Here is a 13,903-nt window from a genome sequence, read left to right as displayed (position 1 = left end):
GTCATAAGCCGTTCCTTTAGTTAGATAGGATACTATATAACTAAACATAGGATGCTATGCAATGGCGCTCGACGACGATGGCTGGCAACCGCTCGAACACCCCGGACATTATCTGAGCCGCATCGCGCGGGGTTTGACGCGCGTCGGCGATGCGCGGCTGCGCCCGCTCGGTCTCGCCACCGCGCAGTTGCCGGTGCTCTCGATGTTGCGGAACGGAGAACGATTGGCTCAGTCCGAGCTCGCCCGTCTCGCCAAGGTCGAGCAGCCGACGATGGCGCAGCTTCTCGGGCGTATGGAGCGGGATGGGCTCGTCCGCCGAGATCCCGATCCGCGAGACCGCCGCAGCAGCCTCGTTTCACTCACGGACGCCGCCATTGAAAAATTGCCGGCAGGGCGTCAAGCGCTGCGACAAGCCAATACCGAAATGACCGAAGGGCTGTCCGATGCCGAGGTCACGACCCTGGTTCGGCTGCTCCGCCGCGTGCTCGACAACGTCGAGACGATGCAGCCGAACCCCGTGAGGGATTAAGAATCGAGCCGGCATCAAATGCATCTGGTCGTGAGCTCGTATGGCGAGAGTTTTGCGCTGATAGGCAGCGTCTCGCTTGGAGCTGACGTTGAGACGTCACCCAGCGTGCCGCGCAGGATGCTGATGCCGATCATTCTCCTGTTCGCCATTGTCGGCTCTTACGCGATCAACAACTCGCTGTTCGACGTCGGATTGATGCTCGCCTTCGGCGTGCTGGCCTTCGTGCTGGAGGAAAACGATTTCCCCGTCGCGCCGGTCATCCTCGGCGTCGTGCTCGGGCCCTTGCTGGAGGAGTATTTCATCAACTCGATGATCAAATCCGACGGCAGGCTGATCGGCCTCGTCGACCGCCCGATCGCTGCCGTCCTCGCCGCGATCACCATCGCAATCGTTGGCTGGACCATTGTCGCTTCCTTGAGAAGCGCCAAAGCCAACGAGCAACATACGGCCGGTTGAAAACGCTCTTGGGCATGGGCCAAAGCGGCAATGGGCAAATGCGCCGATCCCGGACATCGAGAAACCGCGGGATCTGACATTTCGGTCGGAGCGGCGTGGTGCCTGGTCGATAGGCGGACAGATGGACATGCTGTCGTCCACTGCATGCGTGGGCGCATTCACTCGACAGATGAAGGCTATTGATCGCAAAGCGATATGCCAGCTGGATTCATATCCGGCGCCCCTATCAGCCGGAGCACGCGGCCTGCCATGTCCGAGACAGCTTGTTCGCGCCGCGCCATCGGCCTGATCGTCCCGTCGTCCAACAGGGTCGTCGAGCGCGTGGCGGGCCAGATGCTTGCGGGCCACCCGAACATCGACTGCTGCATCGCGCGCGTGCCTTATGGCGGGATCGTCGAGACCGGTACAGCGCCCGGCTACAGGCTCGAACCGTTCGACGGCGCTGCCATGCTGCTGGCCGATGCTGGCGTCGATGTGATTTGTTGGAACGCGACGCGCGGGGCAGCGCTGGGCTTCGACGCCGATCGCGAGCTGTGCCGGCGGATCGAGGACCGGACGGGAATCCCGGCGGTCACAACGTCGCTCGCGGCGGTCGCGCTCCTGACGGCGGCGGCTGAGAAAAGGATCGGGTTCGTCACTCAGGGCGACGAGATCGAATCCCTCGATATCCTCGAGAGGTTCCGCTCACAGGGCGTGGACATCATCGACCACAGCTGGCTCGGCATCGTCGACAATCTCGATGCAGCCTATGTCGGTAGCGACACGTTGCTGGCGAAGGCCCGGGATCTGGCCGCCCGGTCGTCGCTCGACACCGTCATGTTCTGGAGCACCAATCTGTCGGGCTATGCTGCTCGGCTAAGCGAACCCGCCGCCGACTTCGGCATTCTCGATTCGGCTGAGATCGGGATCCGCGCCGCGCTAAGCGGCGCAGGCTAGGGCATCTAGTATATCGGCCAATTTTTTAGGCATCTTTCTGCGCATTGCATACAATGCGGCGTACGCATTCGGCGACGCGCGCCTTTTTGAAAGCATTTCAGTTCCCTACCCGCTGGCACGCTACGTGCTTTGAAAGCGCCATGTGCGCCGACGCCAAACCGCATCTTCGTCCGAGTCCAGCCCGAGCCGCCGCGCGCCGAGACAGCGCTCGCGCTGCGGCCGAACGCGCGGTCTGCGGGGGCGCTTCCCATCATCCGGCGCGCCGCGACATCCGACTGGCAAAACGAGGGGTCTCCAACCGATGATCACACGCCGCACCGCCATCGCCGCAGGTCTTGCCGCGCCGTTCGTCGCGCGTAGCCAGGCGCAAGCCCAGGCCGTTGGCCGGGCTGAAACCCTGCTGCTGGTTCAGGAGTACGGGCCCAACAGCCTCGACATGCAGGGCATCGGCTCGTCGCAGCCGGTCAATGGCGTCGCGCTAAACTGCTATGACCGCCTGCTGCGCTTCAAGCCGGTGCCGATCTCCGGCGGCGGCGGCAACACCATCTCGATGGGCGAGCTCGAGGGGGAGCTGGCCGAGAGCTGGCAGGTCGCGTCGGACGGCATGAGCTGCACCTTCAAGCTCCGCGACGCCACCTTCCATTCGGGCCGCAAGGTCACTGCGACCGACGTCAAATGGTCGCTCGATCGCGCCTGCACGATCGGCGGCTTCGCCACGACGCAGATGAATGCCGGCTCGCTGGAGAAGCCCGAGCAATTCGTCGTCGTCGACGAGAAGACCTTTCGCGTCGACTTCGTCCGCAAGGACAAGATGACGCTGCCGAACCTCGCGGTCACGATCCCGTTCGTCTTCGACTCCGAGCTCGCGATCAAGAATGGCGGTGGCGACCCCCATGCCAAGGAATGGCTGAAGAACAACGTCGCCGGCTCCGGCGCCTACAAGGTCGAGAGCTGGAAGCCGGGCGTCGAGACGATCTATGTCCGCAATGACGACTGGAAATGCGGAAAGCTGCCGCAGCTGCGCCGCATCATCGCGCGCGACATCGCCTCGCCCTCGACCCGCAGGGCTTTGATGGAGCGCGGCGATGCGGACGTCTCATACGGTCTGCCGCCGAAGGACTTCAAGGACCTGCTCGACGCGGGCAAGGTCAATGTCGTCGGCGTGCCGATCCCCAACGGCGTCTGGGGCTGCTATCTCAACACGCAGGTCGGCCCGTTCAAGGATGTCCGCCTGCGCCAGGCCGTGGCCTGGGTGATGCCTTATGAGAAGATTCTGCAGGCCTCGCTTTTCGGCCGCGGCGTCGATATGTCGGGCGGCACGGAGCCGAAAGTCGCCTGGCCGCAGCCCTTCCCCTATAAGAGCGACGTCGCCAAGGCCAAGGCCCTCGTCGATGCCGCAGGCGGCCCCTTCTCGACGACGCTGTATTTCGACGCGGGCAATGCGACTGTCGCCGAGCCGATGGCTGTGCTGATCAAGGAAGCGCTGGCCGGCATTGGCATAACCGTCGAGATCAACAAGGTTCCAGGCGCGAACTTCCGCACCGAAATCGCCAAGAAGACCAACCCGATGGTGCTAAACCGTTTCGCTGGCTGGCTCGACTATCCCGATTACTATCTGTTCTGGACGATGCACGGCAACAACTCGATCTTCAACATCGCCGCGTACCAGAACCCGGCGCTGGACAAGCTCGTCGATGCCGCCCGCTTCGCGCCCGACAAGGCCGCCTACGACGCCAATGTGATCGACTTCATCAAGCTGGTGGAAAACGAGGTGCCGATGGTGCCGATCAACCAGCCAACCCATGACGTGGCGCTGCAGAAGTCGATCGGCGGCTACCAGTTCCAGCCCTGCCGCGAGCCAGATTTCCGCTACCTCACCAAGGGGTGAGCGGTTCTGGCCGAGGAACCTCACCGGCATTCCGGGCAAGCCGCGTAGCGGCGCCGATCCGGAATCCATCGTAAGGCGCGACTTTCTACGATGGATTCCGGCCTCCGCTTCGCTCCGCCCGAATGACCGCGCGTTTGGATGAAGGAAAGACGCTATGCTGCGCATGATCGGCCAGCGCCTGATGACCACGATCCCGTCGGTCATCGGCGTGATCATCGTCACCTTCCTGCTGACGCGGGTGCTGCCGGGCGATACGGCTGCCTATTTCGCTGGCCCTGCCGCCTCGCCGCAGGCGATCATCGAGATCCGCTCCAAGCTCGGGCTCGACCAGCCGCTGCCCGTGCAGTTCGTGTCCTACGTCACCGCGCTGGTGAAGGGTAATCTCGGGACCTCGCTGACCACCGGCCAGCCTGTGACGGCCGACCTCGCCGCGCGCCTGCCAGCCTCCGCCGAACTGACGCTGGCCGGGCTGCTGCTCGCCATGGCGGTCGCCTTGCCGCTCGGCGTGCTGGCGGCTGTGAAGCAGGGTTCCTGGATCGACCATCTCTGCCGCGTCGTGGCGACCGCGGGCGTCTCGCTGCCGGTGTTCTTCACCGGGCTTCTCCTCGTCTACGTCTTCTATTTTCTGCTCGGCTGGTCACCGGCGCCGCTCGGGCGGCTCGACGTCTTCGCCTCCGAGCCGCCTCGCGTTACCGGCCTGCTCCTGATCGACACCCTGGTAGCGCGGGATTTCGAGACCTTCCGGGGGGCTTTCGCTCAGTTGATCCTGCCGGCGGTAACGCTCGCCATCTTCTCGCTGGCCCCGATTACCCGCATGACGCGGGCATCGATGCTGGCCGTGCTCGGCGCCGATTTCGTGCGCACGGCGCGCGCCAGCGGCCTGACGAACCGCAAGGTCATCGGCACTTATGCTTTCCGGAACGCCATGCTGCCGGTGGTGACGACGCTGGGCATGGTGTTCTCCTTCCTGCTCGGTGCCAACGTGCTGGTCGAAAAGGTCTTTGCCTGGCCCGGCGTCGGTTCCTACGCGGTCGAGGCGCTGATCGCGTCGGACTACGCGCCGATCCAGGGCTTCGTGCTGACAATGGCGATCCTCTACGTCGCCCTGAACCTGATGATCGACGTGCTCTACGGGGTCATCGATCCCCGCGTAAGGCTGGAGGGGTGAAGCCCGTGAACGACATCGCCAAGGTCGAGCCGGCGCCCGCCCCGACAGTCGAACCCGCCCCGGCGCTGCGCTTCGAAGCGCCGCCTTCCACCAGCTTGTGGACGCATGCGCGCCACATCGTGGCCGAGAACCCGGTCACCGGGCTCGCCTTCGGACTGTTCGCGCTGATCCTGCTGGCGGCGATCTTCGGCCCTTCGATCGTTCCCTACGACCCGCTGGCGAGCAACACCAACGCCGCCCTGCAGGCGCCGAGCCGGGCGCACTGGTTCGGCACGGACCAGCTCGGCCGCGACATCTTCAGCCGCGTGGTGGCGGCGACGCGCCTGGACTTCTCGATCGCGATCTTCTCGGTGGCGTTGGTCTTCCTGATGGGCGGACTGGCCGGCGTCATGGCCGGATTCTATGGCGGCTGGGTCGACAAGGTCGTCGGCCGCATCGCCGATACGATCATGGCCTTTCCGCTGTTCGTGCTGGCGATGGGGATCGTGGCCGCGCTCGGCAACTCGGTCGGAAACATCGTGCTGGCGACCGCGATCATCAACTTCCCGCTTTATGCCCGCGTCGCGCGCGCCGAGGCGAATGTGCGCCGCGATTCCGGCTTCGTGCAGGCGGCGCGGCTTTCGGGCAATTCCGACTGGCGGCTGCTCCTGACCCAGATCGTGCCGAACATCATGCCCATCATGGCGGTGCAGATGTCCCTGACCATGGGCTACGCGATCCTGAATGCGGCAGGTCTCTCCTTCATCGGGCTGGGCGTGCGCCCGCCGACGCCGGAATGGGGGATCATGGTGGCCGAGGGTGCGAGCTTCATCGTCTCCGGCGAGTGGTGGATTGCCTTCTTCCCGGGCCTCGCCCTGATGATCGCCGTGTTTTGCTTCAACCTGCTCGGCGATGGCGTGCGCGATCTCGTCGACCCGCAGCGGAGGAACTGACATGACCGCGGTGCCGCTGCTCGAGATAAAGAACCTCACCGTCGAGTTCGCCACCCGGCGCGGCGCGGTGCAGGCGGTCAAATCGATCGATATCAGCGTCGCCAAGGGCGAAACGGTGGCGATCGTCGGCGAGTCCGGCTCGGGCAAGTCGGTCACGTCCTATGCCGTGGTGCGGATTCTCGATCGCGCGGGCCGCGTCGCCGAAGGCAAGATCTCGTTCTCGGGCGTCGATCTCGTCGCAGCCGACGAGACCCAGATGCGCGATCTGCGCGGGCGGGAGATCTCGATGATCTTCCAGAACCCGCGCGCGGCGCTCAACCCGATCCGCAAGGTCGGAAAGCAGATCGAGGACGTGCTGTTGCAGCATGTCCAGGCGACGCGTGCGACGGCCAAGGAGAAGGCTGTCGAGGCGCTGACCAAGGTCAAGATCGCCCGCCCCGAGGAGCGCTACGACGCCTATCCGTTCGAGCTGTCGGGCGGCATGTGCCAGCGCGTCGTGATCGCGCTCGCGCTGGCCTGCCAGCCGCAGCTGTTGATCGCCGACGAGCMGACGACGGGCCTCGACGTCACCACCCAGAAGGCGGTGATGGACCTGATCGTAGAACTGACCCGAGAGCGTGGCATGTCGACGATCCTGATCACGCACGATCTCGGCCTCGCCGCCGCCTATTGCGACAAGGTCGTCGTGATGGAGAAGGGCAAGGTCGTCGAGACCGCCCTGGCCGGCGAGATCTTCCGCAACCCGCAGCACCCCTATACCCGCAAGCTGATGAAGGCGACGCCGCGGCTGGACACCAGCCTCGCGGATCTCTTGCCCGAAGCGCCGAAAACAGTGCCCGGCGAGGCCAGAACGGCCGCCGCTGCCCTGAAACCGGTGGCCAAGATCGGCCCGCTGATGCAGGTCGAGAACCTGATCAAGGAATATCCGCGGCCGGCGAGCGGCAGCCTCTTCGCCAAGCTGCTCGGCAAGGGTCCGGCTGAGCCGCCAGCGCCCTTCCGCGCCGTCGACGGCATCAGCTTCAGCGTCGCCAGGGGCGAGACGCTGGGGCTCGTTGGCGAATCCGGCTGCGGCAAATCGACGACCTCGATGATGCTCACGCGGCTGATCGACCCCAGCGGCGGCAGGATCGTCTTCGACGGCACCGATATCGGCGCGATTCCCGCCAAGCAATTCGCCGCGTCGCCGCATCGCCGGCGCATCCAGATGGTGTTCCAGGACCCGACCGACAGCCTCAATCCGCGCTTCACCGCAGAGCGGGCCATTGCCGACCCGATCATGCGGATGGGTACGATCAAGGGACGCGATGCCTTGCGCGCACGCTGCGAGGAGCTGGCGCGGCTCGTCGGCCTGCCGGTCGAGCTGATCGACCGGTTTCCCCATCAGCTCTCGGGCGGGCAGAAGGCACGTGTGGGCATTGCGCGTGCGATCGCGCTCGACCCCGATCTGGTCATTCTCGACGAGCCCACCGCTGCGCTGGACGTCTCCGTCCAGGCGGTGGTGCTGAACCTGCTGGAAGAGCTGAAGGGGCGGCTCGGCATGAGCTACCTCTTCGTCTCGCACGATCTCAACGTGGTGCGGCTGCTCTGCGACCGGGTGATCGTGATGAAGACGGGCTCGATCGTCGAGGAAGGCACAGCCGAGGAGGTGCTCGGCGATCCCAAGGCGGAGTATACGAGGGAATTGCTGACCGCGATTCCGCACCCGCCGTTATGAGCGGTTCCTGCCCGACGCCTCTGGAGACGCCTGCCGATGAAGATCAACGACCCCACGGTGCTGGCCGAAGTCGAGGCCGCCTTCGCTGAGTACGAGAAGGCGCTGACCACAAACGACGTCGCGACGTTGGACAAGCTGTTCAAGGACAGCCCGCATACGCTGCGCTACGGGGTCGCCGAAAACCTGTACGGCTACAGCGAGATCGCCGCTTTCCGCTCGGCCCGCTCGCCGGTTGGGGTGATGCGCGCGATCGAGCGCACCGTCATCACAACGTATGGCGACACCACGGCGACGGCGAACACCATGTTCCGGCGCGACAGCATGGTCGGGAAGGTCGGTCGGCAGAGCCAGACCTGGATCAAGTTCGCGGAAGGCTGGCGCGTCGTCAGCGCTCATGTCAGCGTCATCCCCGAATGAGCAGCTGGCGGCAGCACATGCTGCGTGACGGCATGACCACCATCGCTCTGGCTGCTATGCAGGCATCGGCAATTCCGCCTTCCCTCCGAACCTGATCATGCCGCCCCACCCCGCCGCCGCCTTAGCGATATCCAAGCCTGCAGCGCCACCGCGGACGCTGACCGAAGCCCTTCGCCTGCAGATCGCCGACGAGATCATATCGGGCGTGCTCGAACCGGGAACGCCTCTCGACGAGCAGGAGCTGGCGGCGCGATTCGGCGTCTCGCGCACACCTGTGCGCGAGGCGATCCGCCAGCTCGCAGCATCAGGCCTGGTCAGCGTGCGGCCGCATCGCGGCGCGGTGGTGGCCTTGCCGACACCGACGCAGCTCGACGACATGTTCGAGGCGATGGCCGAACTCGAAGCTCTCTGTGCGGGGCTCGCCGCCCGCAACATGACCGTGCCCGAACGGCGCGGCCTGGAGGGTTTGCATCAGGCGCTGCGCGCGCTGGTGCATGAGGGCGATCCCCTGCGCTATCACGAGACCAACGAGGCTTTTCACGCCGCCATATATGCGGGCACGCATAATGGCTACCTCGCCGAACTGACTTTGATGACGCGTGCGCGAGTCGCGCCGTTTCGCAGGGCGCAGTTCCGGACGACCGGTCGGCTGGGAGGCTCCTACCAGGAGCACGACTTGATCGTGCAGGCGATCCTGCGAGGCGACCAGCCCGGTGCGGCAGAGGCGATGCGCGCCCATATCGGCATCGTGCGCGATGCCTTCAGGAGTTACGCGCGAGCGCCCTGAGGCTCGATCTGGGCTGCCGCGAAAGCCCGCCAGCCGCCGAATTCGGTCACGTCGCGCGCGTCCTCCGTCGCGATCTGCTCGCAGAGGAAGCCCTTGACCCGCGTACCGTCGGCCAGCGCGAGCGTGCCGATGCCGAGTGGCGTGGGGATTCCGGCGACGAAGCGGCCGAAGCCTTCTGCAGGGAGCGCCCAGACCTCGAGCGCGATGGCGGCTCCACCGTTGCGGACGCGGATCAGGCCGGGCCGGGCGGGCGGGCCGCCGGGCAAAGCGAAGAGCCTGTAGTCCTCGCTCGTGGTTGTCGCGCGCAGAAACGTAGCGCCCAGCGCGGTCAGCTCGCCGTTGAGCGGCATGCCCGACAGATGGGCACCGACGACCGCAATCTCGATCGCGCCGGGCGGGGCGACGATCGGGAGCTCCGCGAGCGGCGGCATCGGCGCGTCCAGAGTGCCGAGCCTCAAGCCGGCGGCATGATGAAAGGCGCGGCCCAGCGTGGCCAGCGCTGCATCGCGGCCGGACGGCGCGATGAAGGTGACCCCCGCCGCCGTGCCGTCCCCGGCCAGGGTCACCGGCACGGCGAGCGCGCACATATCGAGCAGATTGACGAAATTGGTGTAGCGGCCGAGCAGCGAGTTCCTGCCGACCGGGTCGGCTGCCATCTCGGCCAGCGTCACCGGCCTCGGCGCAGTCGGCACCATCATCGCATCGATGCCTTTCAGCGAGGCACTGGCGGCGAGAGCGAGCTCGGCCAGCCTGTATTGCGCCGCGAAGGTGTCGGCCGCATCGGGCAAGGGCCTGCCGGCGATGACCTGCCTGATGACGGGCAGGATCGCTTCGGGGTCGCGTGCGAGCAGTCCGCGGACCGCAAGGAAGCGCTCGGCCACCCAGGGGCCGTCATAAAGCAGGYGGGCCGTCTCGTAGAATGGCGTCATATCGATTGGGACGATGGTCGCGCCCAGCCCCCGCGCGCGCTCGACCGCCAGCGCAAAGCTCGCGGCTGCCGCCGCATCGCCGTCGAAGTCGAGATCGGCGGGTCGCGGGATGGCAATTCTCTGATGCGGCGGCAATGCGCCGAGCCGCCCGAGCGCTACGGGCCGGGAGAACGGGTCGGCGGCATCGACACCCGAGATCTCTTCCAGCACCGCCATCGCGTCATCGACCGTCAACGCAAAAACCGAGACGCAGTCGAGCGTGCGGCACGCCGGCACGACGCCCGCTGTCGGAACCAGGCCGAGGCTCGGCTTGAGCCCGACGAGGTTCTGCAGGCCGGCCGGCACACGCCCGGAGCCGGCGGTGTCCGTGCCCAGCGCAATGGGGACGACGCCGGAAGCGACTGCACTGGCCGAGCCGGAGCTGGAGCCGCCGGGCACCAGATCCGCCCGCAGCGCGTTGCGTGGCGTGCCATAGGGCGAGCGCGTTCCGTTAAGCCCGGTGGCGAACTGGTCGAGATTCGTCTTGCCGATCACGATGGCGCCGGCGGCCCTCAAACGGGCGACGGCGGCGGCATCCTGCGCGGGCACATAGGCGAAGGCCGGGCATGCCGCGGTGGTGGGCAGCCCGACGACATCGATATTGTCCTTGATGGCGACCGGAACGCCCCACAGCGCACGGCCGCGCGCTCCCTCCGCCTGCAACCGCTCCGCCTCGGCCAGCGCCTCGGACTCGGGCTTGAGCGCAATGAACATCGCCGGATCGTCCAGCGCGCGTAGCCGGGCATAGCTCCCGGCGACGGTCTGCGCGAGGGTGCGGCTTCCGTCGCGATGGGCAGAGAGGGTTTCACTCAGAGTCTGCACTGGCCGGCTTCCGTTTCGGTGGCATGGGCTAATTGGCTATTAAGTGAGCAATCTCAGCGCGATTGCATGCAAAGATTATGCAAGGCGCTTTGCTGGGAGAGTTCTGCAAAGGAGTAGCGCGACTATCTTCAGAGTCCTGAAGGGGGATGGCTGGGGACCGCGTTTTTCCTTTCCAGGTCAGCTGCTGCGCGGCAGACGTGCCACTCCTACCCCGACGGCAGCACGCTGCCTGCCGGTATAGGCACGGGCCTTGCAAAGCCCGTTCCGTTCTCTTTGCGGGAGGAGCGCCAGATGCCAGCCGTCGAAATCGCCGCGAAGCCGGGCGCGCTGCCCGTCGACTTCGCCCGCACGGCGCTGGTCATCATCGACATGCAGCGCGACTTCCTCGAACCGGGCGGATTCGGCGCCTCGCTTGGCAACGATGTCTCKCTGCTCGTCAAGGCAGTTGCGCCCTGCGGGCGCGTGCTGGAGGGCGCGCGAACCGCCGGCATGCTGGTGATCCACACCCGCGAGGGGCACAGGCCCGATCTCTCGGACGCGCCGCCGGCCAAGTTACAGCGCGGGCCGAAGGAAAAGCGCATTGGTGCGGAAGGGCCGATGGGCCGCATCCTGATCCGTGGTGAGGCGGGTCACGAGATCGTGCCGGCGCTGGCGCCACTGCCCGGCGAACCCGTGCTCGACAAGCCCGGCAAGGGCGCCTTCTACCGGACCGATCTCGACCTGATGCTCCGCAATCGCGGTATCGAGACGCTGCTGGTCTGCGGCGTCACCACCGAGGTCTGCGTCCATACGACCGTGCGCGAAGCGAACGACAGAGGGTATCGCTGCCTCGTGCTTGGTGATGCCTGCGCCTCGTATTTCCCGGAATTCCACGAGGTTGGCTTGCGTATGATCGCGGCCCAGGGCGGCATCTTCGGCTGGGTATCGACCACGGACGCAGTGCTGGAGGCGCTTGCCCCAAAGGAAAAGGCGGCGTGAACCGGATGTTCGTCCAGAGTTTCATCGCGAGGATCGGCGGCTTCCGGCTTGGCCGCGCGCATGCACCTGCGAGTGCAAGGGCGCCCAGAATCATGGCCGCCGTACCGGTTGGCAAGCTGGAGCCCGCCGAATGAGCGACACCAAGCCCGCCTTCGACGCAGCGCGCCATTGCGATGCGATGGCGTCCACGCTCGGTCTGACGATCACTGGGAATCAGCGCCCCGCGGTCCTGCAGTTCCTGGCGATCGCGGAGACCATGTCGACGATCGTCTTCGAGGCTCCGCTCGACGAGGCCGCCTTCGAGCCGGCCGGCGTTTTCCGTGCCGGGAAATCCGGCAACGGAGAGCTCGCGTGAGTTTCGACGCCTTCGCACCGGCCCACCGGATCGCCGCCGATATCCGAGATGGCGCGATCAGTGCCGAGGACGTCGTGGGCGGCTTTCTCAAGCGCATCGACGAGCTCAACCCGACTATCAACGCCTTCACCGATGTCACCGCCGAGCGCGCACTGGCCCAAGCGGCGGCCATCGACGCCCGTCGCGCGGCGGGCATGGCCCTCGGGCCGCTTGCAGGCGTGCCTTTCGCCGCTAAGAACCTGTTCGACATCAGCGGCTTGCCGACCCGCGCCGGCTCGAAGATCAACCGCGCGCACGCGCCGGCCGCACGCGATGCCCTGTTGATCGAGCGCCTGAGCCAGGCCGACGCGGTGCTGCTTGGCGGTCTCAACATGGGCGAATACGCTTATGACTTCACCGGCGAGAACGCCCATGACGGACCCTGCCGCAATCCGCATGATCTCGCCCGCATGGCTGGAGGTTCGTCGTCGGGCTCGGGCGCCGCGACCGCCGCGGGATTGGCGCCCATCTCGCTCGGCTCCGACACCAACGGCTCGATCCGGGTGCCGAGTTCGTTCTGCGGGGTCTTTGGACTGAAGCCGACTTATGGCCGGCTGCCGCGTACGCGCAGTTTTCCATTCTGCGATTCGCTCGACCATCTCGGCCCCTTCGCCCGCGATGTAACAGACCTCGCGATGGCCTATGACCTGATGCAGGGCCGGGACTCGCATGATCCAGCCTGTGCGGTCCGGGCGATGGAGCCGACCTTGCCGACGCTGAAGGACGGCGTGTCCGGCCTGCGTATCGCGATCGCGGGCGGCTATTTCGCGACGGATTCGATGCCGGAGGCGCAAGCTGCCGTTGCCGCGGTCGCCGAGGCGCTCGGCGCGACGCAAGTGATCGATATCGCCGGGGCGGGCATAGCGCGCGCGGCCGCCTTCCTGATCACCAATGGAGAGAGCTCCGCCTTTCACCTTCAGCGCTTGCGGCAGCACGCCGATGATTTCGACCCCGAGACCCGCGACCGCTTTCTCGCCGGGGCCCTGCAGCCGACCGCCTGGTATCTCCAGGCGCAGCGGGCGCGGCGTTGGTTCCACGACGAGATGATACGGCTTTTCGAGACCGTCGACCTGATCGTCGCGCCGGCGACTCCCTGCGTCGCGCCGGAACTCGGCCAGAAGACCATGATGCTGAAGGGCGAGACCGTGCCGCTGAGGCCCAATATCGGATTGTTCACCCAGCCGATCTCCTGCGTCGGGCTGCCGGTAGCGGCGGTACCCGTCTTCGGAGGCGGCCTGCCGATCGGCGTTCAGCTCATCGCCGCTCCCTGGCGCGAGGATCTCTGCCTGCGCGCAGCCTATGCCCTTGCCGAGGCCCGCGTCGCCTCGGTCAAACCTCCGCTGGCGAGTTGCAATTGACTCGACCGCCAGGGACGATTCCACGGCGAGTGGACCTTTGCGGCGAGCGCTTTCGTCCTCACCGCCGATCGTCGAGATTACTACCGCAAAGCGGAGTTTCGCAGATGCCGCAAGCAGCTTCGTCCATTTTGGCGAACCGATCATGCATGTGAAGCTTGCCTCTCGCCGCGGTGGCCTGCTTTTCGCTAGAATAGTTTCGGTTTAATCCATGCCTTAGCCGGCGGCTTTGAAGTAGATCGCGCATGCGGTCGGGGAGAATAGGCTGACGATCGCTCCGACCGCGTCCCTCCGGCCAGGTCGTCGTCCTCCAGTGGCCATTGGGGATGCCGGCCCGGCAGCGTTCGCCGCGGGGAGCCCGACCGCGCAGGCGAGCCATGGTGGACAAGCCGGTCTCGTCGATGAAACAGCGCCTTGCTGAGTGGGAGCGCGAGAAGCAATCCCTGAACGCGAGCTATCTCCGTCGGCCGATCGTCCCGCCGTGCTGGTCATCTGAACCTTGCGGAATCCTACCGCCGGCGCGTGATCGAGCTGGAGAGCCTTCAGGAAGATCCTGACC

General features: G+C 66.0%; 13 protein-coding genes and 1 pseudogene. 12 read left to right on the top strand and 2 right to left on the bottom strand.

The window, feature by feature from the left end; genetic code table 11:
* Positions 1-61 precede the first annotated feature (61 nt).
* From AC1DVA_RS24420 to AC1DVA_RS24380, 9 genes are all read left to right on the top strand, one after another.
* Positions 62-529: a MarR family winged helix-turn-helix transcriptional regulator gene (locus tag AC1DVA_RS24420; protein ID WP_265051825.1), complete on the top strand. Its 468-nt coding sequence runs from the start codon at positions 62-64 to the stop codon at positions 527-529.
* A gap of 18 nt (positions 530-547) precedes the next feature.
* Positions 548-985 (top strand): tripartite tricarboxylate transporter permease, encoded by a 438-nt coding sequence (locus AC1DVA_RS24415; protein ID WP_265051824.1) that lies wholly within the window; start codon positions 548-550, stop codon positions 983-985.
* Positions 986-1,318: 333 nt separating this feature from the next.
* Positions 1,319-1,921 (top strand): hypothetical protein, encoded by a 603-nt coding sequence (locus AC1DVA_RS24410; protein ID WP_476807569.1) that lies wholly within the window; start codon positions 1,319-1,321, stop codon positions 1,919-1,921.
* Between the two features lie 301 nt (positions 1,922-2,222).
* Positions 2,223-3,809 (top strand): ABC transporter substrate-binding protein, encoded by a 1,587-nt coding sequence (locus AC1DVA_RS24405; protein WP_476807568.1) that lies wholly within the window; start codon positions 2,223-2,225, stop codon positions 3,807-3,809.
* A gap of 154 nt (positions 3,810-3,963) precedes the next feature.
* Positions 3,964-4,977, top strand: coding sequence for an ABC transporter permease (locus tag AC1DVA_RS24400; protein ID WP_265051821.1), 1,014 nt, complete (start codon positions 3,964-3,966; stop codon positions 4,975-4,977).
* 14 nt (positions 4,978-4,991) lie between these two features.
* A complete protein-coding gene (locus AC1DVA_RS24395) occupies positions 4,992-5,909 on the top strand; it encodes an ABC transporter permease (protein WP_476807570.1) in 918 nt (305 codons plus the stop codon).
* 1 nt (position 5,910) lies between these two features.
* Entirely contained in the window at positions 5,911-7,623 is a 1,713-nt protein-coding gene (locus AC1DVA_RS24390) for a dipeptide ABC transporter ATP-binding protein (protein WP_476807567.1), read from the top strand.
* A 36-nt stretch (positions 7,624-7,659) separates the two neighbouring features.
* A complete protein-coding gene (gene hpxZ, locus AC1DVA_RS24385; RefSeq protein ID WP_265051819.1) occupies positions 7,660-8,040 on the top strand; it encodes an oxalurate catabolism protein HpxZ in 381 nt (126 codons plus the stop codon).
* Positions 8,041-8,137: 97 nt separating this feature from the next.
* On the top strand, positions 8,138-8,827 hold the full coding sequence (locus AC1DVA_RS24380) for a GntR family transcriptional regulator (protein WP_476807566.1): 690 nt from the start codon (positions 8,138-8,140) through the stop codon (positions 8,825-8,827).
* Here AC1DVA_RS24380 and atzF read toward each other — a convergent pair.
* On the bottom strand, positions 8,809-10,617 hold the full coding sequence (gene atzF, locus AC1DVA_RS24375) for an allophanate hydrolase (protein ID WP_476807565.1): 1,809 nt from the start codon (positions 10,615-10,617) through the stop codon (positions 8,809-8,811). The two genes, AC1DVA_RS24380 and atzF, sit on opposite strands and share 19 nt — an antisense overlap.
* Before the next feature lie 291 nt (positions 10,618-10,908).
* Between atzF and AC1DVA_RS24370 the strand changes: the two genes are divergently transcribed.
* The 3 genes from AC1DVA_RS24370 to AC1DVA_RS24360 all read left to right on the top strand — a co-directional run bounded on the left by AC1DVA_RS24370 (position 10,909) and on the right by AC1DVA_RS24360 (position 13,347).
* The gene (locus AC1DVA_RS24370) at positions 10,909-11,595 is read left to right on the top strand and encodes a cysteine hydrolase family protein (RefSeq protein ID WP_476807564.1); all 687 of its coding nucleotides are present in this window, start codon (positions 10,909-10,911) and stop codon (positions 11,593-11,595) included.
* Positions 11,596-11,725: 130 nt separating this feature from the next.
* Positions 11,726-11,950, top strand: a complete 225-nt coding sequence (locus tag AC1DVA_RS24365; RefSeq protein WP_320109586.1) for a DUF4089 domain-containing protein — start codon at positions 11,726-11,728, stop codon at positions 11,948-11,950.
* Complete coding sequence (locus AC1DVA_RS24360) at positions 11,947-13,347, top strand: AtzE family amidohydrolase (protein ID WP_476807563.1); 1,401 nt, start codon at positions 11,947-11,949, stop codon at positions 13,345-13,347. The genes AC1DVA_RS24365 and AC1DVA_RS24360 overlap by 4 nt, the downstream gene beginning before the upstream one ends.
* 292 nt (positions 13,348-13,639) lie before the next feature.
* On the opposite strand, the pseudogene AC1DVA_RS24355 reads toward AC1DVA_RS24360, so the two are convergent.
* A pseudogene (locus AC1DVA_RS24355) lies at positions 13,640-13,750 on the bottom strand (IS630 family transposase); the annotation flags it as partial.
* Between the last annotated feature and the right edge of the window lie 153 nt (positions 13,751-13,903).

It is taken from the genome of Allobosea sp. P4_C6, from assembly GCF_056402015.1.
The sequence above is the reverse complement of the archived record's forward strand: the minus strand, read 5'-3'. Positions and strand labels throughout refer to the sequence as shown.